This is a genomic window from Achromobacter sp. 77, assembly GCF_020541125.1.
Classification (GTDB): domain Bacteria; phylum Pseudomonadota; class Gammaproteobacteria; order Burkholderiales; family Burkholderiaceae_B; genus Achromobacter; species Achromobacter mucicolens.
In genome coordinates, this window is the sequence record NZ_CP059848.1 from 4,387,462 (window position 1) to 4,411,889 (window position 24,428).

Here is a 24,428-nt window from a genome sequence, read left to right on the forward strand (position 1 = left end):
TATTCCCCCAACCTGCCTGGCGCTCATCATGATCAAAGGTTCCTGCCTCTGCGGCCGTGTCGCCTACGAGATCAACGGTCCGCTGACCGATGCCCTGAACTGCCATTGCGTGATGTGCCGCAAGACGCATGGCGCGGCCTTCCGCAGCCGCGCAACGGTCCAGTCCAAGGATTTTGCGTGGACCCAGGGGGAAGACCACGTGACCTGGTACGCCTCGTCGCCCGGCAACTACCGGGGCTTCTGCGAGGCCTGCGGCACGCCCCTGCTCAGCCGCTTTGACCAGACGCCCGACGTCTACGGCCTGCCGCTGGGCCCGCTGGACGACGATCCGGGCGTCAAGCCCGAGGCGCATTACCACGTCGCCAGCAAGGCGCCGTGGTACGACATCACGGATGCGCTGCCCCAGCATCCCGGCGCCATGGACGAAGCGCCCGAGCACGATCCGCAGGTGCCGCCACTGACCTTTTCACACGGAAGATGAACCCACGTCCGGCTCCGGACTTCACAGGAGACTGATATGAGCGACTTTGGCGTCGTACTGGATCCCACCACCCTGCGTTTCACGCGCACGCTGCCGGCCAGCGTGGACGAGGTGTGGGCCTGGCTGACCGAATCCGACAAGCGCGGCCAGTGGTTGGCTTCAGGCGACATGGACCTGATGGAAGGGGGCGGCGTCACGCTGCGGTTCCTGCATGCCGACCTGTCCTCCGTGCGCGAACCGACGCCCGAGGCCTACAAGCCCTACGAGGAAGGCCTCACCACGCAAGGCCTCATCACCCGGTGCGAACCGCCGCACCTCTTGAGTTACACCTGGGGCGGATCGACGGGCGCGCCATCCGAGGTGATGTTCGAACTGTCCCCAAAAGCAGATTCCGCCCTGCTCGTCCTCACTCACCGCAAGCTTGCCACCCGGGACGACATGGTCGACGTGGCGGGCGGCTGGCACACGCATCTGAACGTGCTCGCGGCCCGGCTGGCCGGGCGCGATCCGGGCCCGTTCTGGTCGGCCAATGCCGCCTGGGAGGCCGAGTACCAGCGCCGCATCCCCCGGCGCTAGAGTCGTTCAAGCGCAACTATCACGGGCCGATCTGGCATAAAAGCTGGCTAAACCGCCCGCTTTGCAGTAACATAAGACCGTGATTTTTCCGCAAAAACCGGACTTCGGTCATCCTGCGTGCCAACCTGTAGCGCCCACCAAAGGGCGCTACTGAATGAACGTCAGCGACGCGAACGAGATCCGGTTTTTTATTGGGCGCCCCCCGTCACTGCCCAGCACGCCGCTGCAGTCCTCGTGGCGCCAGGCGTTGCCGCTACCGCTGCAACCCCGCTTCTTCCGGCCAGGTGCCCGCAGCACCCACGCCGCGACCCCGGCGCGCACCGCGCGCACTTACCTCAGGGCGCGAGTATCCGCCATTTCAGACATCCCTTCGGATGCCGTGGCCCATACCCACGCTTGCCCGAACGTTTTTTTGCGTTCAAACCGCTGGACCGGTTTATCCGAGTCCGACGCGCTTGCCGCCTTGCGCGGCGCCTCATGCCGCCGGCATGGCTGCGCGTTTTGATCAAGGAGTAGAGCATGGCTAAAGAAGAACTCATCGAATTGGATGGCATCGTTGACGAAGTGCTGCCCGATAGCCGCTACCGCGTCAAACTGGACAACGGCATCGAAGTCGGCGCCTACGCATCCGGCCGTATCCGCAAGCACCGCATCCGCATCCTCGCGGGCGATCGCGTCACCCTGGAAATGTCCCCGTACGACCTGACCAAGGGCCGCATCAACTTCCGCCACAAGGACGAACGCGCTCCCGCCCCGCATCGTCCCCAGCAATACCGCCGCTAAGCCGGCCGCCCGGGCCGGCTTCATGCCGGCGCCCGGCACCTACTTTTCGCGAATCCTAAAGCCCGATTCGCGTCCTGCCGTAATGCGTGGAACGCCCGTTCATGAAAGAATGGCGCTCCCTCGCCTGGCGCAACGCCAGGCCGGATACGCACGAAGCACGATGGACCTGAAAGAAGAATTGCAAGCCGCCGCAGACCAGCTTGCCCTGGCGCGAAGAAGATTCGCGAAGGGCGAGGAAGGCCTGCGCCTGCTGCGCCAGTCGCGCGAGGCCTTCATCAACAGCCTGCGCAACACCGGCCTGACCTACGCCGAAGCCAAGACCAAATACGACAACTGCCTGGACGACCAGGAAGCCGGCCAACGCAGCGTGCAGCAGCAGATGGAATACGCCGAGCGCATGCACCAATACGTGCTCAAGCGCATCGCGCTGGCGGCAGAGCAGGCCTGAACCCGGCCTGCCCCCCCAATCCCACCGTTGGTCAGGGCTTGAACGCCCCAATGAAGATCGCCGGATCGATGCGCGCATCGTTCAGGCTGACGTTCCAGTGCAGGTGCGGGCCCGTCGCCCGCCCGGTCGCACCCACCTTGCCCACCACGCCGCCGCGCGGCACCTCGTCGCCGACTTTCACGTCGACGGCCGACATATGGCAGAACATGCTGATCAATCCCTGGCCATGGTCCAGGAACACCGTCTTGCCATTGAAGAAGTAATCCCCCACCAGCACCACCACCCCGGCAGCCGGCGCCTTGATGGGCGTTCCGGCCGGCACGGCGAAGTCCAGGCCTGAATGGGGATTGCGTTCCTGGCCGTTGAAGAAGCGGCGCAGGCCGAACGGGCTGGACAGGCGTCCGCCGTTGACGGGCCGGTCCAGGATCAGGTTGCTGGGCGTGACGCCGGCACGAAAGCCGCGGTAAGCCTCGATCTGCTCGGCCAGCTCGCGTTCGATGCGCTTGAGATCGTCCGGGTTCGGATCCACCTGGCGCCGGTTCTTGAGCGTGATGTGCTGGGCGACGTAATCCTTGGCGCCCACCGAGAAGGCCACCTGGCGCGTGCCGGCGGCGTCCTTGACCTGGACGTGTTCCTGGCCCGGCTTCACGCTGAGCGGGATGCCGACCACGGCGATCCACTGCTTGCCCTGTTCCCGCACGACCAGCACGCGCCGGTCCTGGTAGGTGACCTCGGGCGCGCTGGCCGCGTCGCCCAGCGTCAGGACGGCCACCCCGCCCGGCACGCGGGCGTCGAGCTTGCGGCTGATGTAGCTGCCCTGCTGCGCCCGCGCGGGCCAGGCCAGGCACAGGCTGGCCGCGGCCAGCCCGGCGCGCAGGACATCACGGCGTTCGAACATGGGGCTTACAGGCACAGGTTGGCCGGTTCGATGATGGTCTGGTCGCGGCGGGCGATGCGCGTGGACAGGCGGGTCTCGGTCTTGCCCTGCCAGTGGGTCGTCGTCATGACGGCCTCGACGCCCAGGCTGCCGTGCAGGATGAGCTCGTAACCATTGCGCACCGGCTTCTGTTCGAAGTTGACGCCCAGCCCCTTCCAGGCGTCCGCCACGCATTGCGTGTAGTCCTGGGCGGTGCGCGCGGTCGAGCCGTAAAAGACGGGCTCGCGGTCGCGGACGTCTTTGACGTTGGCGCAGGCGGTCAGGGCAGCCAGGACGGTAAGGGACAGGATGATACGAGCCTTCATGACGATGGAAACTCTCGGTCGGTAGGGATTGATCGGGGCGGCCAACTATACCGCACGGTCTTTTGGCGCCTTGGCCCGGCATCGCCCGGCCGAGGCGGTTTCACGCCTGCGGCGGTCGGCGGGCGGACTTGGGGCGGAAGGCCGCGATGACCTCGGGACGCGTCTCGGCGTAGGGACCGCCGATGAGGTCGATGCAGTACGGGATGGCGGCGAAGATGCCGGGCACCAGCACGGCGCCGTCGTCGCCCTTCAAGCCTTCCAGCGTCTCGCGGATGGACTTGGGCTGGCCGGGAAGGTTCACGATCAGGGCGGCATGGCCGTCCGTTTCGCGGATGACTGCCACCTGCCGCGACAGGATGGCCGTGGGCACGAAGCGCAGGCTGATCTGGCGCATCTGTTCGCCAAAACCGGGCATTTCCTTGGTGCCGACGGCCAGCGTGGCCTCGGGCGTGACATCGCGCCGCGCCGGGCCGGTGCCGCCGGTCGTCAGGACGAGATCGCAGCCGCAGCCGTCGACCAGTTCGATCAGGGTCTCGGAGATGCGGGCCGGCTCGTCGGGAATCAGCCGGTCGACCGCCTGCCACGGCGAGGCCAGCGCCCCGCCCAGCCACTCGCGCAGCGCGGGCAGTCCTTGGTCCTGGTAGGCGCCGGTGGAGGCGCGGTCGGAAACGGACACCAGGCCCACGACGAGTTCGTCGGGGTGGCTGCGGGCGATGCGGGCAATGTGGGTCATGGCGTAACGGGAATCCGGCAATGAAGCGCCGCGGCGGCGGCAGGCAGCGCGGCCGCCGTAGCTTGCCGGACGGCCGCGCGACAACGATGCTATCGCATTCTGTAGGGCGGCATGCGGCGAGGGCGGCGGCTCCAAGTGTCGCAAAAAGGGGAAACCGCCCGTCGCCCAGGGTTTCCCGCGCTTGTTCGCGTCATGGGCGCTGGATAACATCCGCTAACAATCCCGGCCCAATATCGCGGCGCGGCGCATTTTCAGGTTTTCCATGTTTAAACGCACTCTCCGGCAGCACGCGCTTGCCGCGGCGCTGGCCCTGTCCGCCGCGGCCGTGGCCGGCTGGGCGGCCCTGCACACGCTCGCCTTGAAGACCGAACCGGTGCCGGCCGCCGCGCCGGGCCTCTACATTCCCAACCTGGGCAATACGCTGGACGAGCAGACGCGCAACCTGTCGCGGCTCAGCCAGGCGCTGCGCACGGGCGACCGGCTGGTGATCCTGGGCTCGTCGGAGCTCACCAGCAACGACCTGCGCTTCGTGCCCTACCGCTTCCTGGCCGATGAACTGCAGATGCCCGTCCTGGCGTACGGCCATTCGGGTTTTCAGTCGCTGGGCATGCAGTTCGTGCTGGCGGCGCTGGCTGACGACCTGTCGCCGGCCTCACGCGTGGTGGTGATGTTGTCGCCCGGCTGGTTTGATGGCGACGGCGGACTGGGACCGGACGAATTCAAGGAGCACGCCAACCCGCTGTTGCCGCGCCTGCTGCGCCAGCCCGATGGCCGCACCGAGGTCATGCGCTGGCTGGACGCCAAGGCGGACGCGGGCGTGTACTGGTCGATGGCGGCCGAGCAGGCGTACGTGTTCCGCCAACGCCTGGCGGGCCTGTGGGCGCCGGCGTATGCCGCGCCCGCCCCCGAACCGGAGCGCGAGGGCCCGGCGATGGCGGCCCGCGTCGTGGATTGGGACGCGCTGGCCGCCGAAGCCCAGGCCGCCGAACAGGCGCTGATGACGGACAACCGCTATGCCGTGCGCGACGAATTTTTCAACAAATATTTGCGCACCATCCCCGCCGGCGGCAAGACCGCCTACCAGCCGCAACCCCTGACCGGGCGCGACGAACTGCGCGAACTGGCCGCCCTGATGGCGCTGCTGCGCCAGCACGAGGTCAATGCGCTGTTCGTCATGCAGCCCCTGCACCCCATGGTCTTCAAGGACCTGGACCGGTTCGACCCGGTCCAGCGCCAGGTCGCGGGCCTGTGCCAGACTTACGCGATGACCTGCATGGATATGTATGACGCGCCCTTCGAGGTGGGCACGCTGCGCGACGTGCAGCATCTGGGCGAGCTGGGCTGGCTGCGCGTCAATCAGAAGATCGCCGAGGTATTCCGCCCATGAAACGAACACTCTGGCTCTGCCTGCTGTATCTCGGCATCCTGGCCGTGATGGTCATCCAGGCGGATACCTCCGCCAATCTGGGCAAACCCATGGAGATCGAATTCCAATATTCGAAGTTCTAAGATTTGGGGGCCGCTTCATTCAGGGACAGGTCATAAATCTGCAATAATCGGGGCATTCTCGCCGGAACCTCGCCCCCTCCCCCATGTTCGACCTCTTCCACGGCCTAGACCTTTGGGTTGGCCTCAGTCTTGTGCTGGCCCTGACATTCGTCCTGGCCTTCGAATTCATCAACGGCTTTCATGACACGGCGAACGCCGTGGCAACCGTCATCTACACCAAGGCCATGCCGCCCCACCTGGCGGTGGTCCTGTCCGGCATCTTCAACTTTCTGGGCGTGTTGCTGGGCGGCGTGGGCGTCGCCTACGCCATCGTCCATCTGCTGCCCGTCGAACTGCTGATCAATGTCGATACCGGCCGCGGGCTTGCGATGGTGTTCGCCATGCTGGCGGCGGCCATCGCCTGGAACCTGGGCACCTGGTACTTCGGCATTCCCGCCTCCAGTTCGCATACGCTGATCGGCTCGATCCTGGGCGTGGGCCTGGCCAATGCGCTTATCACCGACCTGCCGCTGGGCGAAGGGGTGAACTGGGGCAAAGCCATCGACATCGGCATGTCGCTGGTGGCCTCGCCCATCGCCGGCTTTGCCGTGGCCGGCTTGCTGCTGCTGGCGCTCAAGCGCTGGCTGCCGCTGTCCAAGATGCACAAGACGCCCGAACAGCGCCGCGCCATCGACAACAAGAAGCACCCGCCATTCTGGAACCGCCTGGTGCTGGTCCTGTCGGCCATGGGCGTGAGCTTCGTGCACGGCTCGAACGACGGGCAGAAGGGCATCGGCCTCATCATGCTGGTGCTGATCGGCATCGTGCCCGCCAATTTCGTGCTGGACACCCACAGCACCACCTACCAGATCGAACGCACGCGCGACGCGGCCAATCACCTGCTGGTGTTCTACCAGCGCAACGAGGCCCTGCTGGGCGACTACCTGTCGCTGCGCCGCGTCGACATGCAGGAACAATTGCCGGCCAATTTCCGCTGCGATCCCACGCTGACGGTGCCGACCATCATGGCGCTGCAAAAAGACCTGCACGGCGTGTCCAACTACGCCGACCTGTCCGCGCAGAAGCGCATCGACGTGCGCCGTTACCTGCTGTGCCTGGACGACACCGCCAAGAAGGTGGCCCGCCTGGAAGGGCTGCCCGCCCGCGAGGCCGCCGACCTGCAACGGCTGCGCGCGGACCTGACCGCCACCACCGAATACGCGCCCTTGTGGGTAATCGTGGCCGTGGCGCTGGCGCTCGGCGCGGGCACCATGGTCGGCTGGCGCCGCGTGGTGCTGACCGTGGGAGAAAAGATCGGCAAGCAAGGCATGACGTACGCGCAAGGCATGTCGGCGCAGCTGACCGCCGTGGGCGCCATCGGGCTGGCCAACGTCTTCAGCCTGCCGGTGTCGACGACCCACGTGCTGTCCTCCGGCGTGGCGGGCACCATGATCGCCAACAAGTCCGGACTGCAGGGCAACACCGTGCGCAACATCCTCTTGGCGTGGGTGCTGACCCTGCCCGCCTCGATGCTGCTGGCCGCCGGCCTTTTCTGGATCGGCGTGCAGTTCACCGGCTGATGAAATCCGGCCGTGCAGGCAATCTGCACGGCCGCTGCAACACTCTGGGTACTGCGCAGGCCTATGCGCCCGCGCCCCGCGCCGTCTACGATGGCGCCATGACTACCGCTTCCCCCACCCTGCATTACATCTTCGATCCGCTTTGCGGCTGGTGCTATGGCGCCGCGCCGCTGGTGGAGGCCGCCCGCGGCATTGAGGGCCTTCACATCGAGCCCCATGGCGGCGGCATGATGACGGGCAGCAACCGCCAGCCGGTCACCGACGCCCTGCGCCGCTATGTCATGCCGCACGACGAACGCATCGCCGGCCTGACGGGCCAGCCGTTCGGCAAGAACTACTTCGACGGTCTGCTACGCGACACCGGGGCCGTGTTCGATTCGGAACCGCCCACCACCGCCATCCTGGCCGCGCAAAGCCTGGCCGGCCGCGGCCTGGACCTGCTGCGCCGCCTCCAACGTGCGCATTACGTCCAAGGCCTGCGCATCGCCGACCCCGCCGTGCTGCGCACGCTGGCTGCCGATATCGGACTGGACGCCGGCGCCTTCGACGCCGCCTACGCCAAGGCTGAGGGCGACGAGACGGCCGCGCATATTGCCGCCAGCCGCCGATTGCTGGCGCAGGTGGGCGGCACGGGTTTTCCGACGCTGGCGCTGGAGCGCGATGGCGTTTTCACGCTGCTCGAACCCAGCCGCTATCTGGGCCGCCCCGACGCATGGCGCGATCATCTGCAAACGCGCATCCAGGGCGGCGCCTGACGCCTCGCGCGCTTGCTAGGCCGCCAAGGCCAGCAATACCCCGTACCCGCCCATGCCAAGCAGCACCGCGACGCCCGTGTTGCTGACCAGGCGCGCGGCGACGCCGGTGACGACCAGCCCGCCCACGTACGGCGCGATGCGGGCCGCCTCGTTTGCCGCGCCCAGCAGATCGGGCACGATGACGGCGGCCGCGATGCCCGCGAGCAGCGACGGACCCAGCGCGGACAGGGCCGAGCCCTCGCGGGACAGGCGCCGCAGCAGCCGGCTGCGCTCGGACAGCATGAAGGGCAGCGCGCGCGTGAGGTACGTGATGACCGCCATCGCGATGACGGCGCCCCAGAATTCCAAGCCATGGGTGTTCATGCGGGCCTGCCCATGCGATAGGCGGCGCAGCCGATGACCGCGCCGGCCAGGATGGCAAGGCTGGTGTATCCCAGCGCGGCAATCAGCCCGGCCCCGCCCACGGCGGCCAGGATGGGCCATCCCATGCCGCGCCGCGCGCTCTGGCACACCAGCGCCATGAACAGCGCCGGCAGCGCAAAACGCATGACCTGCGACAGCATCGGATAGTGTTTCTCCAGGCCATCGCCGGCGTACACGCCCACGGCCGTGCCGGCGATCCAGGTCAGCCATGCGCCCAGGCCCAGCGCAATCATCCACGCCTGGCGGCGGCCGGGTTCGACGGCCTGCAGGCGGTTGAAGGCGGTGGCAAAGACTTCGTCGGTCAGCAGGAAGGCGACCTTCAGGCGATCGCGCAACGCTGCGGGCAGGAAGCGCGACAGCAGCGGGCCGTAGAGCAGGTGCCGCGCGTTCAGCAGCGAGCACAGCGCCACCACCCAGAGCCAGGGCGTTCCCGCCTTGATGGAGGCCAGCAACAGGAATTGGCTGGCGCCGGCGTAGACCAGCACGGAAATCAGGACGACCTGCAGCGGCGTCAGGCCGGCCGCGACGCCGGCAATACCGAAGGTCACGGCCACCGGAAAGTAGCCGATCATGACCGGCAGACACGATTTCAGTCCATCGATGCGCGCGCTGCCGGACGGGGCGCGCGCGGCGTCGGGGGGAGTCTCCAAGGCGCTCATTGCTTCTACGTGGTGCGGCGGGCGCCCATTTTACCTAGCGCCGCACGCGCGCTATCGCGTGGCCCGCGTGGCCCGCGGCCTCAGGGCATCGCCCCCAATGCCCGCAGTTGCGACTTCAGCCGGCGCACCTCCTGGCTCAGGTCCAGGATGAGGGCCACGGCGTCCAGGCCCGCGCCAAAGTCGTGCTCGAGCCGGCGCGCGTGCAGGGCGCGCTGCAGGTCCACGCTGTAGAAGCGCCAGTCCGAGGGGCCACTGCCGCTGGCGTTGACGATGCCGACCTCGACCAGTTGTGCCACCCATTCCACTTCCGCGCCGCAGGCGCGGGCCAGGTCGTCGGCGCTGAGCGGCTGCGACTTGCCCACGACGGTGGCACTGGTGATCACTATCTTTTTCATGCTCAGACCCCCAGGTTGCGGCGCGGGTTGAAGGGCAGGTCCTGCTGCAGCTTGCGGTAGGCGGCCTTGGCGGCGTCGCTGTCGGCGGGCGGCAGCACCAGGTCAAGGACCAGGTACAGGTCGCCCGGCGGATCGCCCGGGATGCCGCGTCCGCGCAGCCGCAGCTTGCGGCCGTTGCCGGAACCGGCCGGCACCGACACTTCGACCGTGCCGCCCGGCGTGGGCGCCTTGACGCTGGCGCCCAGGGCGGCTTCCCAGGGCGCGACCGGCAGCGTCATGTAGAGATCGCGCCCTTCGGCGCGATAGCGCGGATGCGGCTTGAAGCGCACCTCCAGATACAGGTCGCCGTTGTCGCCGCCGCCGTAGCCCGGCATGCCCTGCCCCGCCAGCCGGATGTACTGGCCTTCGCGCACGCCTGCCGGAATCTTGACGCTGAGCGTGCGGCTTTGCATGTGCGGGCGGCCCTGGTCGTCCATCTGCATGGAACGCAGGCTGATGTCGCGCGTGGCGCCCTTGATTGCGTCTTCCAGGTCGACCTCGATCGCGGCGTGGTGGTCCTCGCCGCGCGCGCGGAATTCCTGTTGCCGCGCGCCATGCCGGCCGCCCCGCCCGCCAAACAGCGACGAAAAGAACTCGCTGAATTGCGCCTCGTCGCCGGGCGCCGCACCGCGGTGGAACTCGAAGCCTTCGTCCCAGCCGGGCGGAGGCTGGAAGCCGCCGCCGGGCGACACGCCTGCCGCGAGGTTGTCATAGGCCTGGCGCTTTTCGGCGTCGCGCAGCACGTCGTACGCTTCGTTCACGTCGCGCATGCGGGTTTCGGCGTCGCTTTCCTTGCTGACGTCGGGGTGATATTTGCGGGCGAGCTTGCGGTACGCCTTGCGGATGTCGTCGTCGGACGCGCCCTGTTCCACCCCGAGAATGCTGTAGTAGTCCTTGAACTCCATGTTCCAGCTCACGTAGAGGGTTGAGGCCGCGTCCGGCACAGCCGGATCCGGCCTTGAATAGCCAGAAGATAGGGGTTATGGACCGATTTTTCAATGCGATTGCGCAGTTGGCGGCCAGGCGCATAATGGTCGGTTTGCGCGGCTTACCCCAAAGGACCGATCGTGCTGGAAATCATCGACGCCGACTTCAACGACCCTGACCACGGCCGCCAGGTGCTGGCAATGCTGAACGAATACGCCAGCGGTCCCATGGGCGGCAATACGCCCTTGCCGGCCCATGCGCAGGCCAACCTGATCCCCGAGCTTGCCCGCCGCCCGACCGTGCGCGCGTTGCTGGCGCGCATCGACGGCCAGGCCGCCGGCGTCGCAATCTACGTGGAAGGCTTCTCCACCTTTGCCTGCCGCCCGCTGCTGAACCTGCACGACCTGGCGGTGTCGCCCCGGTTTCAGGGCCAGGGCGTGGGCAAGGCGCTGCTTGCGGCGCTTGAGGACCGCGCCCGCCAGATGGATTGCTGCAAGATCACGCTGGAAGTGCTGGAGGGCAACACCGTCGCCCAGGGCCTTTACCGCAAGCTGGGCTTCGAGGGCTACGCGCTGGACGATGCGACCGGCCGCGCCATGTTCTGGCAGAAAAAGCTGGCCGCCTGAATGGCGTAGTATGTGTTTTTCGCCCCGGATTCGGGGGCGGACCGACCCTGCAGGAATCACGATGAAGATGAGCAACATCCCCTTCGGCACCACCGACTGGTCCGAAGTGGAACGCACCGAACACGCCGGCGACACCGGCATGGCTTACTGGCGGACCCGCCATTTCGGCGACCTGCGCGTGCGCATGGTGGAATACACCCCCGGATACCTGGCTGACCACTGGTGCACCAAGGGCCACATTCTGTTCTGCCTGGAAGGCGAACTGCACACCGAACTGGAAGACGGCCGCCAGTTCGTCCTGACGCCCGGCATGAGCTATCAGGTCGCTGATCAGGCCGAACCGCACCGCTCGTCCACCGCAACCGGCGCCAAGCTCTTCATCGTCGACTGACGCGCCCGCGCGACACGCCTGTATTGCACTTGCGTTACGCTTTGCAAACCAGACGCCGCGCGCAGCCTGACCATTCGTTACCCCGCCTGACCGGAGACAAGCTTTGGGCGCCCCGATTACGCTATACGTCGATTCCCTGTTTCTCAGCCCGTACGCCATGTCGGTCTACGTGGCGCTGACCGAAAAGCAGTTGCCTTTCGAAGTGCGCCCCATCGACCTGAGCGCCGGCGAACAGCGCATGCAGCCCTTCCAGTGCCGCGCGCTCACGGCCCGGGTGCCGGCCTTGACGCATGCGGACTTCAACCTGACCGAATCCAGCGTCATCGCCGAATACCTGGACGAAGCCTTTCCCGCGCCCGGCCACGCAGCCCTGTTTCCGTCCGGCATCCACGAACGCGCACGCGCCCGCCAATTGCAGGCCTGGCTACGCAGCGACCTGGCCGCCCTGCGCCAGGAACGCCCCACCGAAACCGTGTTCTACGGCGAAACGGGCCAGCCGCTTTCCGACGCCGCCCATGCCGCCGCCGCCAAGCTGATCCAGGTGGCCAATCACCTGATCGGCGTTGACCAGACGACGCTGTTCGATGCGTGGTGCATCGCCGATACCGATCTGGCGGTCATGCTCAAGCGCCTTGCGCACGACGATCTGCCCGACACGCTGCGCGCCTACGCCGATGCGCAGTGGCAGCGGCCCGCCGTCCAGAAATGGCTGGAACACAACGCCGCCGCGCGTTGAACTGATCCCTGCCCCAGGGCGGCGCTTCGTCCTGCTGCCCCGATTGACCTGCCGCAAACGCTCCGATGTTGCACCGCACCATCCATTGCGGTGTAATGGGGAGGTCAATTCCGCCGGTTCCACTGGGGACCGGCTTGGCGGCCATTTGCCGCCGGCAGCTATTTACAGGAGATCGCCATGGCCGGATCCGGCACCGATCACACGCTTGCCCCGTCCTTGAACCCCTGGACGGCCGCCTATGAATACGCCGTCGATGCCTGGCAGCGCGGCGTGCTTTACGCCGATGTGATGCGCCAGCGCGGCAACCAGTACCACGATCACATGGCCAAGCGCGCGCCCAACGTGCTCAGCATGGAATTCGAACTGGTGCTCGATGGCCGCGAGCTGCCCCGGCCGGTCAATTACGGCCTCTTGCGGATCAAGCCGCCGGCCGGCGTCGAAACGGACCCGATCAAACGCCCCTTCCTGGTGGTGGACCCGCGCGCCGGCCACGGGCCGGGCATTGGCGGTTTCAAGCCGGAAAGCGAGATCGGCGTGGCCGTGCGTGCCGGGCACCCCTGCTACTTCGCGACCTTCCTGCCGCAACCCATGCCCACGCAGACCGTCGAAGACGTGATGATGGCCGAGGCCCGCTTCCTGGAAGAGATCATCGCGTTGCACCCGGATGCCGAGGGCAAGCCCGTCGTCGTGGCCAATTGCCAGGCGGGCTGGCAGATCATGATGACCGCGGCGGTGCGCCCTGAACTCTTCGGCCCCATCATCGTCGCGGGCGCGCCCTTGTCGTACTGGGCGGGCTGGCGCGGCATGAATCCCATGCGTTATGCCGGCGGCCTGTTGGGCGGCAGTTGGCTCACGGCCATGACCAGCGATCTGGGCAACGGCAAGTTCGACGGCGCCTGGCTGGTGCAGAACTTCGAGAACCTGAATCCGGCCAACACCCTGTGGTCCAAGCAGTACAACCTCTACGCCAACGTCGACACCGAGGCCAGCCGCTACCTGAGCTTCGAAAAATGGTGGGGCGGCCACGTGTTCCTGAATGGCCCCGAGATCCAGTACATCGTCGACAACCTCTTCGTGGGCAACCGCCTGGCGACCGCGGGTCTGGTGACCTCCGACGGCATCCGCATCGACCTGCGCAACATCCGCTCGCCCATCGTGGTGTTCTGCTCGAAGGGCGACAACATCACCCCGCCCCCGCAGGCGCTGGGCTGGATTCCCGACCTGTACCAGAACGAGGCCGAAGTCCTGGCCCACGGCCAGACCATCGTCTACGCCATCCACGAAAGCATCGGCCACCTGGGCATCTTCGTGTCCGGCAGCGTGGCCCGCAAGGAGCACCAGGAGTTCACCTCCAACATCGACATGATCGATGTGCTGCCGCCCGGCATCTACCAGGCCGAAATCGCCGACAAGACGCCGGACACGCCCAACGCCGACCTGGCTTACGGCAACTACGTGCTGTCGTTCGAACAGCGCAAGCTGGACGACGTACGCGCCATCGTCGACCGCAAGGAAGAGGACGACCAGCGCTTTGCCGCGGTGGCCCGTATCTCCGACATCAACCTGGGCATGTACCGCAGCTTCGTGCAGCCCTGGCTGCGCGCCCTGGTCACGCCGCAGTCTGCCGAATGGATGCAGCGCATGCACCCGCTGCGCCTGCCCTACGAACTGATCTCCGACCGCAACCCGGTCATCGCGCCCATCGCCAAGGTGGCCGAACAGGTGCGCGAGAACCGCAAGCAGGCCTCGCCCACGAATCCGTTCCTGGTCGCGCAGGAGATGTTCTCGAACATGATCGAGACCAGCCTGAACATCTGGCAGGAGCTGCGCGATTCGGCCGACGAACGGACCTTCATGAGCGTCTACGGTTCGCCCGTGGTGCAGGATCTGGCCGGCCTGGGCGCGAAGTCCGGCCCGCCGCGCAAGCATCCGGGCGTCTCGCCGGAGCATCGCCGCTTCATGGAAGAACGCGCCGCGGAACTGCGCTCGATGCTGCAGGAAGGCGGACTGCGCGTGGCGGCGATCCGGATGCTGCTGTACGTGTCGGGCGCCGAGGGCGGCCTGGACGAGCGCAGCTTCGCGCTGATCCGCAAGATGCGCGCCGAGGCCGACAACGCCCTGTCGCTGGAGGAATTCAAGGACGTCATCCGCGAGCAGGCGCTGATGATGACGCTGGATTCGACCGCTGCCATCCAGGCCATGCCGCACTTGCTTGACGGCTCGTCGGCTGCCGAGATCCGCGCCGGTCTGGACGCCATGAAGGGCGTGCTGGAAGCGGCCGAACCGCTGAGCGACGCGGCGCGCGAAAGCCTGAACGAAATGGAGCGCATCTTCGAAGCGGCCGAGCGCCGCGCACAGCGCCGCGAACAGGGCCAGAAGGCCGAGCCCTCGCGCGGCGCCGAAGACGCGAAGATGGATGATCCGGTCACCGACCTGGTCGACAAGGCCGCGCAGGTGCCCGGCAAGACCGCCCGGCCGCATCCCGACGCCGCGCGCAAGGCCGTGAATGCGGCGTCCGCGCCCAAGGCAGCGGGCAAGACCGTCGCAAAGACCGCCGCAAAAGCCGCCTCTAAGGCCGCCTCTAAGACCGCCTCTAAAACCGCCTCTAAAACCGCCTCTCAAGCCGCCAGGTCGCCCGCCAAGCAGGCAACCAAGCCGGCCGCTCCCACCACGAAAGCCGCGTCCAACGACGCCAAGTCGCCCGCCAAGCGCGCGGCTGCCGCCCGTCAACCCGCCAAGGCCTGACAACCATGAGCCTCCCGACGTCCACGCACTACGACAAACTCATCGCACGCGCGCAGACGCTTGAACCGGCCGCGTGCGCCATCGCCCACCCGTGCGACGAGCCCTCGTTGTCTGCGGCGCTGGAAGCGCGCGACCTGGGCCTCTTGCGGCCCATCCTGGTCGGGCCGGAAGGCAAGATCCGCGACACGGCCGCCCAGTTCAAGCTGAACCTGGGCGATGCCCGCATCGTGGACGCGCCGCACAGCCATGCCGCCGCGGAAAAGGCGGTCGCGCTGGTGCGCAGCGGCGAGGCGTCGCTGCTGATGAAGGGCAGCCTGCACACCGACGAACTGATGCATGAGGTCGTGGCGCGCACGACGGGCCTGCGCAGCGGCCGGCGCATCAGCCATGTGTTCATCATGGAGGTGCCGACCTATCCCGAGCCGCTCTTCATCACGGACGCGGCCATCAACATCTTTCCGGACCTGGAAACCAAGGCCGACATCATCCGCAACGTGATCGACCTGCATCTGGGATTGGGACTGGGCGAACCGCGCGTGGCGATCCTGTCGGCGGTGGAACAGGTCACGCCCAGCATCCCCAGCACGATCGAGGCGGCCGCGCTGTGCAAGATGGCCGACCGCGGGCAGATCACCGGCGGCGTGCTGGACGGCCCGCTGGCGCTGGACAACGCCATCAGCCCGGAAGCCGCACGCATCAAGGGCATCCGTTCGCCCGTGGCGGGCGTGGCGCAGGTGCTGATGGTGCCCGACCTGGAAGCCGGCAACATGCTGGCCAAGAACCTGACGTTTCTCGCCAATGCCGAAGCCGCCGGCATCGTGCTCGGGGCGCGCGTGCCGATCATCCTGACCAGCCGCGCCGACAGCCCGCGCTCGCGTCTTGCCTCGTGCGCGGTGGCGGCAATCTACGCCCACCATCTTGCCCAGCAGCAGGCCAAACCGCTGGCCTGACGCCAGCTCCCTGCCCCCGGCCCGCCGCCGCGGGCTTTCGCGCGATTTGTCCCAACATGGAAGCACACCGCCATGAGCGACACCATCCTCGTCATCAACGCCGGCAGTTCCAGCATCAAGTTCTACCTGTATGACATCGATGCCAGCCACCAGCTCGCGCCCCGGCTGGGCGGCCAGCTCGAAGGCATCGGCACCACGCATCCGCGCCTGCGGGTGCGCGACGCCGCGGGCGAGACGCTGGTCGAGCGCGACATCGCGCCCAGCCACGCGCCCGACGTGCCCAACGCGCAGGAGGTGGTGGGCACGTGGTTGAGCGGCCACCTGGGCGGCGCGCCACTGGCCGTCGGCCACCGCGTGGTGCACGGCGGGCCGGACCTGTCCGAGCCGGTGCTGATCGATGACGACATCCTGGCCAAGCTGGACACGTTCACGCCGCTTGCGCCGCTGCATCAGCCCAACAACCTGGCGCCGATCCGCGTCATCCGCGAACGCCGGCCCTGGATTCCGCAGGTGGCCTGCTTCGATACGGCGTTTCATCGCAGCCATAGCGACGTGGCCGACCGCTACGCGCTGCCCGAGCGCCTGTACCTGGAGGGCGTGCGCCGTTACGGTTTTCATGGACTGTCCTACGAATACATCGCGCAGCGCCTGAAACAGGCGCTGCCGGACATCGCCATGGGCAAGATCGTCGCCGCCCACTTGGGGTCCGGCGTGTCGGCCTGCGCGATCCACCAGGGCAAGAGCGTGGACAGCACCATGGGTTTCACGGCGCTGGAAGGCCTGCCGATGGGCACACGTCCTGGCCGCCTGGACCCCGGCGTGGTGCTGTGGATGATGGAACAGGGCATGAGCCACGACGAGATCGAGCACATGCTGTATCACGACTGCGGCATGAAGGGCCTGTCGGGCATCAGCAACGACATGCGCGAACTCCTGGCCAGCAATGCGCCGTCGGCCAAGCTGGCGTTGAAGTATTTCGCCTGGCGCGTGGCCGAAGGCATGATCGGCCTGGGCTGCGCGATGAACGGCATCGACGGCATCGTCTTCACCGCCGGCGTGGGCGAAAACTCCGCCGAAATCCGCCAGGCGATCAGCGAACACTGGGGCTGGCTGGGCATCAAGCTGGACCCCGAGCGCAACGCCCGCCACGGGCCGCGCATCTCGACTGACGACAGCCGCATCGGCGTCTACGTGGTGCGCACGAACGAGGAGCTCATCATTGCCCAACACACGCTTGCCCTGGTGAGGCAGCAATGAGCGCGCACCTGCCGCTGGCCGGCAAGCGCGGGCTGGTGACCGGCATCGCGAATGCCGACTCCATTGCGTGGGGCTGCGCCAAGGCGTTTCGCGCGATGGGCGCCGAACTGGCGGTGACCTACCTGAACGACAAGGCCCTGCCGCACGTGGCGCCGCTGGCGCAACAGGTGGACGCGCCCTTGCTGATGCCGCTGAACCTCTTGAACGACGGCGAGCTTGAAGCCGTCTTTGACCGCATCACGCACGAGTGGGGCGCCCTGGATTTCGTGCTGCATTCGGTGGCCTACGCGCCGCGCGAGGACCTGCACGGGCGAGTCACGGACTGCTCGCGGGCGGGCTTTCTGCAGGCGATGGACGTGTCATGCTGGTCCTTCATCCGCATGGCCAAGCTGGCCGAGCCGCTGATGCGCAATGGCGGCGCCCTCTTCTGCATGAGCTATTACGGCTCGCAAATGGTGGTCGAGCACTACAACATGATGGGACCGGTCAAGGCCGCGCTGGAATCGGCCACGCGCTACCTGGCCGCCGAACTGGGCCCGCAAGGCATCCGCGTCCACGCCATTTCGCCGGGACCGCTGAAGACGCGCGCCGCGTCCGGCATCGCGGAATTCGACAGCATGCTGGACCGCGCCCAGGCCAAGGCGCCCGCGCGAAGCCTGGTGTCGATTGACGACGTTGGCGAAGCGACCGCGTGGCTGGCTACCGACGCGGCGCGGCTGATGACGGGGCAGACGCTGTACATCGACGGCGGGTATCACATCATCGATTGAGGCGGGTAATGGCTTGCAAGGTGTCAGGCACGCTGCGTGCGGCATCCAGGCGCGCAGGTCATTGCTCCAGGGTGTCAGACACCTGGTCATCCGAGGGTGTCAGACACCCAGGTCATTCGAAGGTCAGCCCAGCGTCGCCGGCCCGCCCTGGCGCCAGCGCTCGATGGCTTCCACCGCCTGTTCGGGGCTGCCGAAGATCCTGTCCGGACCGATCTTCTTGACGAGCCCCGAGCGCTGCAACGCCTCGCGGAACTTGCCGTGGCCGCCCGCGACCAGCAATGAGATGCCGCGTTCGTCCAGGATGCGCTTGAGTTCATAGAGCGCCTCGACGGCGTCGGCATCGGCCTGGGTCATGGCTTCGGCGTCCAGCACGAACCAGCGCACGTCGCCCGCCTGTTCGATGACTTCGCGCGCGCGGCGGCGAAAGGCGTCCGCATTGAAGAACCAGACCGAGGACTCGAACAGCCAGATCACGGCGCCCGGCACGGGCTGGGCCTGCGGATTCAGGTGCATCTTGCCCAGCACCGTCTCGCCGGGCAAGCGGCCCAGCAGCGCATCGCGGGGATTGCCGGACACATACATGGCGTAGAGCAGCGTTGCGCCCACGGAAACCGCGACGCCCTGCAGCACGCCGAACCCGACCACGCCCACGGCCGCCAGCACCCCGAACGCCAGTTCGATGCGCGAAATCCGCGCCAGCCGCTTGAACGCTTGCCAGTCGAACAGGCTGGCCGCGGCGAGCAGCAGGATGGCCGACAGCGCGAACTGCGGCAGCCAATAGAGCGGCTCGCTCAACAGGCCCACCACGACGGCCAGCGCGGCCGCCGCGCTGATGCTGACGAGCGGCGACGACCCGCCTGCCACCAGCCCGACCGCCGTGCGTGAATCGGCGCCCGTCACGACGTAGCCCTGGAACAATCCCGCGGCCACGTTGGCCGCGCCAAACCCCACCAGTTCGCGGTTCGGGTCGACGTGTTCGCCCGTGCGCGCCGCAAAGCTGCGGGCGGTCACGATGCCGCTGGAAAAGCTGACGACCAGCACCCCGGCCGCGCCCAGCAGGATGCTGTCCACGCCTTCCAGGCTTACGGGCAGGCGGAACGCGGGCAGGCCGGCCGGCACGTCGCCCACCACCGCGATGCCCATCGCCGGAAAGTTGAACAGCCAGGAAAGCAGGCAGGTCGCGACCACCAGCAAAATGGGCCCTGGCCAGGAGGGGCGCCAGCGCTTCACGGCCACCAGGAAAACGCACGAGGCCAGTCCCAGCAGTAGCGTCGGCAGCCGGATTTCGGACAGCCGGTGGGACAGCTCCATGAACGGGTGGATCAGGCCGCTGTTGCGCAGGCCCACGCCCGTCAGGCCGCTCAGTTGCGACGTCGCCAGCGTGACCGCCACGCCGGCCATGTACCCGATCAGCACCGGCCGCGACAACAGGTTGGCAAGCACGCCCAGCCGCAGGACCCGGGCGATGAGGCAACCCACGCCAACGGTGAGCGCGATGCTGGTGGCGGCCTGCAGCCGCGCCTCGGGTGTGGTCAGCGCCATGCCGGTCAAGGTGGCGGCAATGAGGGTGCAGGTGGCGGTGTCGGGACCGACGATGAGGGTGCGCGACGAGCCGAAGAACGCGTAGGCAAGCATGCCCGCAATGGCGGCCCACAGCCCGGCAACGGGCGGCACTCCCATCATGGCGGAATAGGCCAGCCCCACCGGCAGCGCCACCGCGGCCACGCTAAAGCCCGCCGTGATGTCGCGCCGGGCCGAGTCGCGGGTGATGCCCTGGAAGTTGGCCAGGCCAGGAATGACGCGAAGGTTCATGGTGCAGCAGGACGACCTGAAAAAAGGACTCCCACACGACGCGGGACGACCACCAAGCCTAAACCAACTCGCTCAAGGGCGGTGCAAGGTAAATCAATCCGGGTGTCTGACACCTGCCGGCCGTCAGACACCCGTCACACCGCGGGATCAGCCCGCGGCGCGGTCTTGCAGCACTGCCACGGCGGGCAGGGTCTTGCCTTCCAGGAATTCCAGGAACGCGCCGCCGCCGGTCGAGATGTAGCCGACCTGCTCGCCGATCTTGTACTTGGCGATGGCGGCCAGGGTGTCGCCGCCGCCGGCGATCGAGAAGCCTTCGGAGTCGGCGATGGCGCGGGCGACCACTTCCGTGCCATTGGCGAACTGGTCGAATTCGAACACGCCCACCGGGCCGTTCCAGACGATGGTGCCGGCCTTCTTGAGGATCTCGGCCAGTTGCGCCGCGGTCTGCGGGCCGATGTCCAGGATCATGTCGTCGTCGGCCACGTCGGTGGCCGCCTTCACGGTGGCCTCGGCGTCGGCGCCGAACGACTTGGCGCACACCACGTCAACGGGAATCGGCACGGCCGCGCCGCGCTTTTTCATGATGTCGATGACGGCGCGGGCCTGTTCGACCTGATCGGGCTCGGCCAGCGACTTGCCGATGGACAGGCCGGCGGCCAGCATGAACGTATTGGCAATGCCGCCGCCCACGACCAGCTGGTCGACCTTGTCGGCCAGCGATTGCAGGATGGACAGCTTGGTAGACACCTTGGAGCCGCCCACGATCGCGACCAGCGGACGCTTCGGTTCGTGCAGCGCGCGGCCCAGGGCATCCAGTTCGGCTTCCAGCAGCGGGCCGGCGCAGGCCACGGGGGCAAAGCGCGCGATGCCGTGCGTGGTGGCTTCAGCGCGATGCGCCGTGCCGAAGGCGTCGTTGACGTACACGTCGCACAGCGCGGCCATCTTCTTGGCAAGCGCCTCGTCGTCCTTCTTTTCGCCGACGTTCACGCGGCAGTTTTCCAGCAGCACGACCTGCCCGTGATCGACCTTCACGCCATCGACCCAATCGCGCACCAGCGGCACGGGCATGCCCAGCAGTTCGGACAGGCGCTGGCCGACCTTGGCAAGCGAATCGGCGTCAGTCAAGACGCCTTCTTTGGGGCGGCCCAGGTGGGACGTGACCATCACGGCGGCGCCGGCGTCCAGCGCCAGGCGGATGCCGGGCACCGAGGCGCGGATGCGGGTGTCTTCGCTGATGCGGCCGGCGTCATCGAACGGGACGTTCAGGTCGGCGCGGATGAACACACGCTTGCCGGACAGGGCGCCGGCCTTGGCCAGCGCGGACAGGGTTTGGACCTTGGACATAGTTGGATTCCTTCGGTAGGCGAACAAAGGGGACGAACCCATTTTCCGCAATGGCGGAAAACAAATCCGTCCCCTTATGGACTGGCGGCGTGCTTACTTGGCCGACATCAGCGCGACAGTGGTGTCGAGCATGCGGTTCGAGAAGCCCCACTCGTTGTCGTACCAGGACGAGACCTTGACCAGACGGCCCGAGACCTTGGTCAGCGACGCGTCAACGGTGCTGGAGGCCGGGTTGTGGTTGTAGTCGACCGAGACCAGGGGTTCGGTGTTGTAGTCCAGGATGCCCTTGAGCTCGCCTTCCGAGGCGGCTTTCAGGATGCCGTTCACTTCTTCGGCGGTCGTGTCGCGGCTGGCCACGAACGACAGGTCGACCAGCGACACGTTGATGGTCGGGACGCGAATGGCGTAGCCGTCCAGCTTGCCGTTCAGTTCCGGCAGGACCAGACCCACGGCGGCGGCGGCGCCGGTCTTGGTGGGGATCATGCTCATCGTGGCCGAACGGGCGCGGCGCAGGTCTTCGTGGTAGACGTCGGTCAGGACCTGGTCGTTCGTGTAGGCGTGAACGGTGGTCATCAGGCCGTTTTCCAGACCCAGCTTGTCGTTCAGCGGCTTGACCAGGGGGGCCAGGCAGTTGGTGGTGCACGACGCGTTGGAGATGACGGTGTCGGTCGACTTCAGCACGCCGTGGTTGACGCCGTAGACGATGGTGGCGTCGACATCCTTGCCGCCGGGGGCCGAGATGATGACTTTCTTGGCGCCGCCCTTGATGTGCGCGCCGGCCTTTTCCTTGGTGGTGAAAAAGCCCGTGCATTCCAGGACGACGTCGACCTTCAGGTCGCCCCACGGCAGTTCGGCCGGGTTGCGGTTGGCCAGCACGCGGATCTTGTCGCCGTTGACGACCATGAACTCGCCGTCGACTTCGACGGTGCCCGGGAACTTGCCGTGGGCGGTGTCGTAGCGCGTCAGGTGCGCGTTCGTCTTGGGATCGCCCAGATCGTTGATGGCGACGATTTCGATATCGTGCTTCTTGCCACCTTCGTAGTGGGCACGCAGGATGTTGCGGCCGATGCGACCGTAACCGTTGATGGCGACGCGAATGGTCATGACTAAGCTCCTTTTTTACAAAACTTGCTTGACGGTCTCGGCCACCTTGTCGGCGGTCAGCCCGAAGAACTTGAACAGGGCGCCGGCCGGCGCGGACTCGCCGTAGCGGTCGATGCCGACCACGGCGCCTTCCAGGCCCACGTACTTGTGCCAGAAGGCGGTGACGCCGGCCTCGACGGCCACGCGCGGCAGGCCCTTGGGCAGCACGGATTGCTTCCAGGCAGCGTCCTGCTTGTCGAAGACGTCGGTGCTGGGCATGGAGACCACGCGCACGGCGATGCCTTCCTTGGCCAGCTGCGCCTGCGCGTCCAGCGCGATGGCGACTTCAGAGCCGGTGGCGATGATGACGGCGCGGGCGCCTTCGGCGTCGCGCAGCACGTAGCCGCCGCGGGCGATGGCGTCGACGGTGGCCGCGTCGCGCTGCACGAAGGGCAGGTTCTGGCGCGACAGCAAGAGGGCCGTCGGGCCGCCGTCATGCACGTCCATGCCGATGCTGGCCGGACGCGTCACGGCGGCGTTCCAGGCCACGGCGGTCTCGGCCGTATCGCAAGGACGCCACAGCGACAGGTTGGGGATGAGGCGCAGGCTGGCCGCGTGCTCGATCGACTGGTGGGTCGGGCCGTCTTCGCCCAGGCCGATGGAGTCGTGCGTGAACACGTGGACGACGCGCTGCTTCATCAGCGCGGCCATGCGGATGGCGTTGCGCGAGTAGTCCGAGAACGTGAGGAACGTGCCGCCGAACGGCAGGTAGCCGCCATGCAGCGCGATGCCGTTCATGATGGCGGCCATGCCGAATTCGCGCACGCCGTAGTTGATGTGGCGGCCGAACTGGATGCCCTTGTCGCCGGCGCGAACGGCGCCAACGCCCTTCCAGTCGGTGAAGTTCGAGCCGGTCAGGTCGGCCGAGCCGCCCAGCATTTCCGGCAGCATCGGCGCCAGCGCGGCGATGGCGAATTGCGAGGCCTTGCGGGTGGCGACGGTCTCGCCCTTTTCCAGCGTGGCCGACAGGAAGGCCTTGAACTGGGCCGCGTAGCCCTGGGGCATCTCGCCCTTCATGCGGCGCGTGAATTCGGCGGCTTCGGCGGGGAATTCGGCGGCGTAGGCATCAAAGCGCTTCTGCCATTCGCCCTGGGCTTCGGCGCCCTGCTTGCGGCCGTCCCAGCCGTCGTAGATGTCTTGCGGAATCTGGAAGGGTTCGGACGACCAGCCCAGCGCGGCGCGCGTGGCGGCGATTTCGTCCTTGCCGAGCGGCGCGCCGTGCACGTTGTGCGTGCCGGCCATGTTGGGCGAACCCTTGCCGATCACGGTACGGCAGACGATCAGCGTGGGCTTGTCCGACTGCGCACGTGCGGCCTTGATGGCGGCGTCCACGGCAGCCACGTCATGACCGTCCACGCCGCGGATGACGTTCCAGCCGTAGCCTTCGAAACGCTTGGCGGTGTCGTCGGCGAACCAGTGCTCGACGTGGCCGTCGATGGAAATGCCGTTGTCGTCGTACAGCACGACCAGCTTGCCCAGCTTGAGCGTGCCGGCCAGCGAGCACACTTCATGCGAGATGCCTTCCATCAGGCAGCCGTCGCCGGTGAACGCGTAGGTGTGGTGATCGACGAGCGTGTGGCCCGGCTTGTTGAATTCGGCGGCGAGCAGCGCTTCGGCGAGCGCCATGCCCACGGCGTTGCCCAGGCCCTGGCCCAGCGGACCGGTGGTCGTTTCCACGCCCGGGGTGATGCCCACTTCGGGGTGACCCGGCGTCTTGGAATGCAACTGGCGGAAATTCTTGAGTTCTTCGATCGGCAGGTCGTAGCCCGTCAGGTGCAGCAGGGCGTAGATCAGCATCGAACCGTGGCCGTTGGACAGCACGAAGCGGTCGCGGTTGGCCCAGGCGGGATCCTTGGGATTGTGGCGCAGGTTGCCGGCCCACAAGGCTTGGGCGATTTCCGCCATGCCCATGGGAGCACCCGGATGCCCGGAGTTCGCTTGTTGCACGGCATCCATCGCGAGGGCGCGGATGGCATCCGCCAAGGCAAGTTTAGGGGCGGTCGGATTGCTCATTCGGAAGGCTCTTTGAAACTGGCGCGCCTAAGAAGAAATAGGGCCAGTTGAGTAGGTTGCGAAGCAGGTGATTTTAGCATCAGGGGATTTCCCGGAGGCCATCGGCCGGATG

Annotated in this window: 26 protein-coding genes; 15 read left to right on the forward strand and 11 right to left on the reverse strand. The window is 67.1% G+C overall.

Annotation, left to right across the window (positions count from 1 at the left end):
• Window positions 1–28 precede the first annotated feature (28 nt).
• The 4 genes from H4P35_RS20360 (at window position 29) to H4P35_RS20375 (ending at window position 2,288) form a co-directional block, all read left to right on the forward strand.
• Complete coding sequence (locus tag H4P35_RS20360; protein ID WP_056326694.1) at window positions 29–481, forward strand: GFA family protein; 453 nt, start codon at window positions 29–31, stop codon at window positions 479–481.
• A gap of 36 nt (window positions 482–517) precedes the next feature.
• Window positions 518–1,057: an SRPBCC family protein gene (locus H4P35_RS20365; RefSeq protein ID WP_152382282.1), complete on the forward strand. Its 540-nt coding sequence runs from the start codon at window positions 518–520 to the stop codon at window positions 1,055–1,057.
• A 519-nt stretch (window positions 1,058–1,576) separates the two neighbouring features.
• On the forward strand, window positions 1,577–1,840 hold the full coding sequence (gene infA / locus H4P35_RS20370) for a translation initiation factor IF-1 (RefSeq protein ID WP_006221179.1): 264 nt from the start codon (window positions 1,577–1,579) through the stop codon (window positions 1,838–1,840).
• A gap of 160 nt (window positions 1,841–2,000) precedes the next feature.
• Complete coding sequence (locus H4P35_RS20375) at window positions 2,001–2,288, forward strand: hypothetical protein (protein ID WP_056326690.1); 288 nt, start codon at window positions 2,001–2,003, stop codon at window positions 2,286–2,288.
• Window positions 2,289–2,319: 31 nt separating this feature from the next.
• Here the strand turns inward: H4P35_RS20375 and H4P35_RS20380 are convergent, their stop codons facing one another.
• The 3 genes from H4P35_RS20380 to mog all read right to left on the reverse strand — a co-directional run bounded on the left by H4P35_RS20380 (window position 2,320) and on the right by mog (window position 4,263).
• On the reverse strand, window positions 2,320–3,186 hold the full coding sequence (locus H4P35_RS20380) for a peptidoglycan DD-metalloendopeptidase family protein (RefSeq protein ID WP_142053819.1): 867 nt from the start codon (window positions 3,184–3,186) through the stop codon (window positions 2,320–2,322).
• Window positions 3,187–3,191: 5 nt separating this feature from the next.
• Window positions 3,192–3,530 carry a hypothetical protein gene (locus tag H4P35_RS20385; RefSeq protein ID WP_056326686.1) on the reverse strand — a complete coding sequence of 113 codons (339 nt, stop codon included), beginning with the start codon at window positions 3,528–3,530 and terminating at the stop codon, window positions 3,192–3,194.
• Between the two features lie 100 nt (window positions 3,531–3,630).
• Window positions 3,631–4,263: a molybdopterin adenylyltransferase gene (mog, locus tag H4P35_RS20390; protein WP_180098093.1), complete on the reverse strand. Its 633-nt coding sequence runs from the start codon at window positions 4,261–4,263 to the stop codon at window positions 3,631–3,633.
• A 262-nt stretch (window positions 4,264–4,525) separates the two neighbouring features.
• On the opposite strand from mog, the gene H4P35_RS20395 reads away from it, so the two are divergent.
• The 4 genes from H4P35_RS20395 to H4P35_RS20405 all read left to right on the forward strand — a co-directional run bounded on the left by H4P35_RS20395 (window position 4,526) and on the right by H4P35_RS20405 (window position 8,086).
• Window positions 4,526–5,650: a D-alanyl-lipoteichoic acid biosynthesis protein DltD gene (locus H4P35_RS20395; RefSeq protein ID WP_226846710.1), complete on the forward strand. Its 1,125-nt coding sequence runs from the start codon at window positions 4,526–4,528 to the stop codon at window positions 5,648–5,650.
• Window positions 5,647–5,772 (forward strand): hypothetical protein, encoded by a 126-nt coding sequence (locus tag H4P35_RS27185; protein WP_255357224.1) that lies wholly within the window; start codon window positions 5,647–5,649, stop codon window positions 5,770–5,772. Before H4P35_RS20395 ends, H4P35_RS27185 begins: the two co-directional genes overlap by 4 nt.
• A gap of 83 nt (window positions 5,773–5,855) precedes the next feature.
• Window positions 5,856–7,331, forward strand: a complete 1,476-nt coding sequence (locus H4P35_RS20400; protein WP_056326677.1) for an inorganic phosphate transporter — start codon at window positions 5,856–5,858, stop codon at window positions 7,329–7,331.
• Between the two features lie 98 nt (window positions 7,332–7,429).
• Complete coding sequence (locus H4P35_RS20405) at window positions 7,430–8,086, forward strand: DsbA family protein (protein WP_226846712.1); 657 nt, start codon at window positions 7,430–7,432, stop codon at window positions 8,084–8,086.
• A 15-nt stretch (window positions 8,087–8,101) separates the two neighbouring features.
• On the opposite strand, the gene H4P35_RS20410 is transcribed toward H4P35_RS20405, so the two are convergent.
• The 4 genes from H4P35_RS20410 to H4P35_RS20425 all read right to left on the reverse strand — a co-directional run bounded on the left by H4P35_RS20410 (window position 8,102) and on the right by H4P35_RS20425 (window position 10,507).
• On the reverse strand, window positions 8,102–8,449 hold the full coding sequence (locus tag H4P35_RS20410; RefSeq protein ID WP_226846714.1) for an AzlD domain-containing protein: 348 nt from the start codon (window positions 8,447–8,449) through the stop codon (window positions 8,102–8,104).
• Entirely contained in the window at window positions 8,446–9,168 is a 723-nt protein-coding gene (locus tag H4P35_RS20415) for an AzlC family ABC transporter permease (RefSeq protein WP_370638936.1), read from the reverse strand. Before H4P35_RS20415 ends, H4P35_RS20410 begins: the two co-directional genes overlap by 4 nt.
• Window positions 9,169–9,248: 80 nt before the next feature.
• Complete coding sequence (locus tag H4P35_RS20420; protein ID WP_175155110.1) at window positions 9,249–9,563, reverse strand: chaperone modulator CbpM; 315 nt, start codon at window positions 9,561–9,563, stop codon at window positions 9,249–9,251.
• Between the two features lie 2 nt (window positions 9,564–9,565).
• The gene (locus H4P35_RS20425) at window positions 9,566–10,507 is read right to left on the reverse strand and encodes a DnaJ C-terminal domain-containing protein (RefSeq protein ID WP_223576541.1); all 942 of its coding nucleotides are present in this window, start codon (window positions 10,505–10,507) and stop codon (window positions 9,566–9,568) included.
• Between the two features lie 162 nt (window positions 10,508–10,669).
• On the opposite strand from H4P35_RS20425, the gene H4P35_RS20430 reads away from it, so the two are divergent.
• The 7 genes from H4P35_RS20430 (at window position 10,670) to fabI (ending at window position 18,004) form a co-directional block, all read left to right on the forward strand.
• Window positions 10,670–11,155 carry a GNAT family N-acetyltransferase gene (locus H4P35_RS20430; protein WP_062838773.1) on the forward strand — a complete coding sequence of 162 codons (486 nt, stop codon included), beginning with the start codon at window positions 10,670–10,672 and terminating at the stop codon, window positions 11,153–11,155.
• A gap of 61 nt (window positions 11,156–11,216) precedes the next feature.
• Complete coding sequence (locus tag H4P35_RS20435) at window positions 11,217–11,546, forward strand: DHCW motif cupin fold protein (RefSeq protein ID WP_056326667.1); 330 nt, start codon at window positions 11,217–11,219, stop codon at window positions 11,544–11,546.
• A 103-nt stretch (window positions 11,547–11,649) separates the two neighbouring features.
• The gene (gene yfcF / locus H4P35_RS20440; RefSeq protein WP_062838772.1) at window positions 11,650–12,282 is read left to right on the forward strand and encodes a glutathione transferase; all 633 of its coding nucleotides are present in this window, start codon (window positions 11,650–11,652) and stop codon (window positions 12,280–12,282) included.
• Between the two features lie 177 nt (window positions 12,283–12,459).
• Window positions 12,460–15,027, forward strand: coding sequence for a DUF3141 domain-containing protein (locus H4P35_RS20445; protein WP_226846716.1), 2,568 nt, complete (start codon window positions 12,460–12,462; stop codon window positions 15,025–15,027).
• 5 nt (window positions 15,028–15,032) lie between these two features.
• The gene (locus H4P35_RS20450) at window positions 15,033–15,977 is read left to right on the forward strand and encodes a phosphate acetyltransferase (RefSeq protein WP_253855076.1); all 945 of its coding nucleotides are present in this window, start codon (window positions 15,033–15,035) and stop codon (window positions 15,975–15,977) included.
• A gap of 72 nt (window positions 15,978–16,049) precedes the next feature.
• Window positions 16,050–17,234, forward strand: coding sequence for an acetate/propionate family kinase (locus H4P35_RS20455; RefSeq protein WP_226846718.1), 1,185 nt, complete (start codon window positions 16,050–16,052; stop codon window positions 17,232–17,234).
• A complete protein-coding gene (gene fabI / locus H4P35_RS20460; protein WP_063953231.1) occupies window positions 17,231–18,004 on the forward strand; it encodes an enoyl-ACP reductase FabI in 774 nt (257 codons plus the stop codon). The genes H4P35_RS20455 and fabI overlap by 4 nt, the downstream gene beginning before the upstream one ends.
• 123 nt (window positions 18,005–18,127) lie before the next feature.
• On the opposite strand, the gene H4P35_RS20465 is transcribed toward fabI, so the two are convergent.
• From H4P35_RS20465 to tkt, 4 genes are all read right to left on the reverse strand, one after another.
• Entirely contained in the window at window positions 18,128–19,816 is a 1,689-nt protein-coding gene (locus H4P35_RS20465; protein ID WP_226846720.1) for a SulP family inorganic anion transporter, read from the reverse strand.
• Between the two features lie 147 nt (window positions 19,817–19,963).
• Window positions 19,964–21,160 carry a phosphoglycerate kinase gene (locus H4P35_RS20470; RefSeq protein WP_056326655.1) on the reverse strand — a complete coding sequence of 399 codons (1,197 nt, stop codon included), beginning with the start codon at window positions 21,158–21,160 and terminating at the stop codon, window positions 19,964–19,966.
• 93 nt (window positions 21,161–21,253) lie between these two features.
• Window positions 21,254–22,264, reverse strand: coding sequence for a type I glyceraldehyde-3-phosphate dehydrogenase (gap, locus tag H4P35_RS20475; protein WP_056326654.1), 1,011 nt, complete (start codon window positions 22,262–22,264; stop codon window positions 21,254–21,256).
• 15 nt (window positions 22,265–22,279) lie between these two features.
• Window positions 22,280–24,316, reverse strand: a complete 2,037-nt coding sequence (gene tkt, locus H4P35_RS20480; RefSeq protein WP_226846722.1) for a transketolase — start codon at window positions 24,314–24,316, stop codon at window positions 22,280–22,282.
• Window positions 24,317–24,428: the final 112 nt, after the last annotated feature.

Coding starts and splice junctions, on each gene's coding strand:
- H4P35_RS20360 (WP_056326694.1), top strand. CDS start 29: ATGATCAAAGGTTCCTGCCTCTGCGGCCGTGTCGCCTACGAGATCAAC.
- H4P35_RS20365 (WP_152382282.1), top strand. CDS start 518: ATGAGCGACTTTGGCGTCGTACTGGATCCCACCACCCTGCGTTTCACG.
- infA (WP_006221179.1), top strand. CDS start 1,577: ATGGCTAAAGAAGAACTCATCGAATTGGATGGCATCGTTGACGAAGTG.
- H4P35_RS20375 (WP_056326690.1), top strand. CDS start 2,001: ATGGACCTGAAAGAAGAATTGCAAGCCGCCGCAGACCAGCTTGCCCTG.
- H4P35_RS20380 (WP_142053819.1), bottom strand. CDS start 3,186: ATGTTCGAACGCCGTGATGTCCTGCGCGCCGGGCTGGCCGCGGCCAGC.
- H4P35_RS20385 (WP_056326686.1), bottom strand. CDS start 3,530: ATGAAGGCTCGTATCATCCTGTCCCTTACCGTCCTGGCTGCCCTGACC.
- mog (WP_180098093.1), bottom strand. CDS start 4,263: ATGACCCACATTGCCCGCATCGCCCGCAGCCACCCCGACGAACTCGTC.
- H4P35_RS20395 (WP_226846710.1), top strand. CDS start 4,526: ATGTTTAAACGCACTCTCCGGCAGCACGCGCTTGCCGCGGCGCTGGCC.
- H4P35_RS27185 (WP_255357224.1), top strand. CDS start 5,647: ATGAAACGAACACTCTGGCTCTGCCTGCTGTATCTCGGCATCCTGGCC.
- H4P35_RS20400 (WP_056326677.1), top strand. CDS start 5,856: ATGTTCGACCTCTTCCACGGCCTAGACCTTTGGGTTGGCCTCAGTCTT.
- H4P35_RS20405 (WP_226846712.1), top strand. CDS start 7,430: ATGACTACCGCTTCCCCCACCCTGCATTACATCTTCGATCCGCTTTGC.
- H4P35_RS20410 (WP_226846714.1), bottom strand. CDS start 8,449: ATGAACACCCATGGCTTGGAATTCTGGGGCGCCGTCATCGCGATGGCG.
- H4P35_RS20415 (WP_370638936.1), bottom strand. CDS start 9,168: ATGAGCGCCTTGGAGACTCCCCCCGACGCCGCGCGCGCCCCGTCCGGC.
- H4P35_RS20420 (WP_175155110.1), bottom strand. CDS start 9,563: ATGAAAAAGATAGTGATCACCAGTGCCACCGTCGTGGGCAAGTCGCAG.
- H4P35_RS20425 (WP_223576541.1), bottom strand. CDS start 10,507: ATGGAGTTCAAGGACTACTACAGCATTCTCGGGGTGGAACAGGGCGCG.
- H4P35_RS20435 (WP_056326667.1), top strand. CDS start 11,217: ATGAAGATGAGCAACATCCCCTTCGGCACCACCGACTGGTCCGAAGTG.
- H4P35_RS20445 (WP_226846716.1), top strand. CDS start 12,460: ATGGCCGGATCCGGCACCGATCACACGCTTGCCCCGTCCTTGAACCCC.
- H4P35_RS20450 (WP_253855076.1), top strand. CDS start 15,033: ATGAGCCTCCCGACGTCCACGCACTACGACAAACTCATCGCACGCGCG.
- H4P35_RS20455 (WP_226846718.1), top strand. CDS start 16,050: ATGAGCGACACCATCCTCGTCATCAACGCCGGCAGTTCCAGCATCAAG.
- fabI (WP_063953231.1), top strand. CDS start 17,231: ATGAGCGCGCACCTGCCGCTGGCCGGCAAGCGCGGGCTGGTGACCGGC.
- H4P35_RS20465 (WP_226846720.1), bottom strand. CDS start 19,816: ATGAACCTTCGCGTCATTCCTGGCCTGGCCAACTTCCAGGGCATCACC.
- H4P35_RS20470 (WP_056326655.1), bottom strand. CDS start 21,160: ATGTCCAAGGTCCAAACCCTGTCCGCGCTGGCCAAGGCCGGCGCCCTG.
- gap (WP_056326654.1), bottom strand. CDS start 22,264: ATGACCATTCGCGTCGCCATCAACGGTTACGGTCGCATCGGCCGCAAC.
- tkt (WP_226846722.1), bottom strand. CDS start 24,316: ATGAGCAATCCGACCGCCCCTAAACTTGCCTTGGCGGATGCCATCCGC.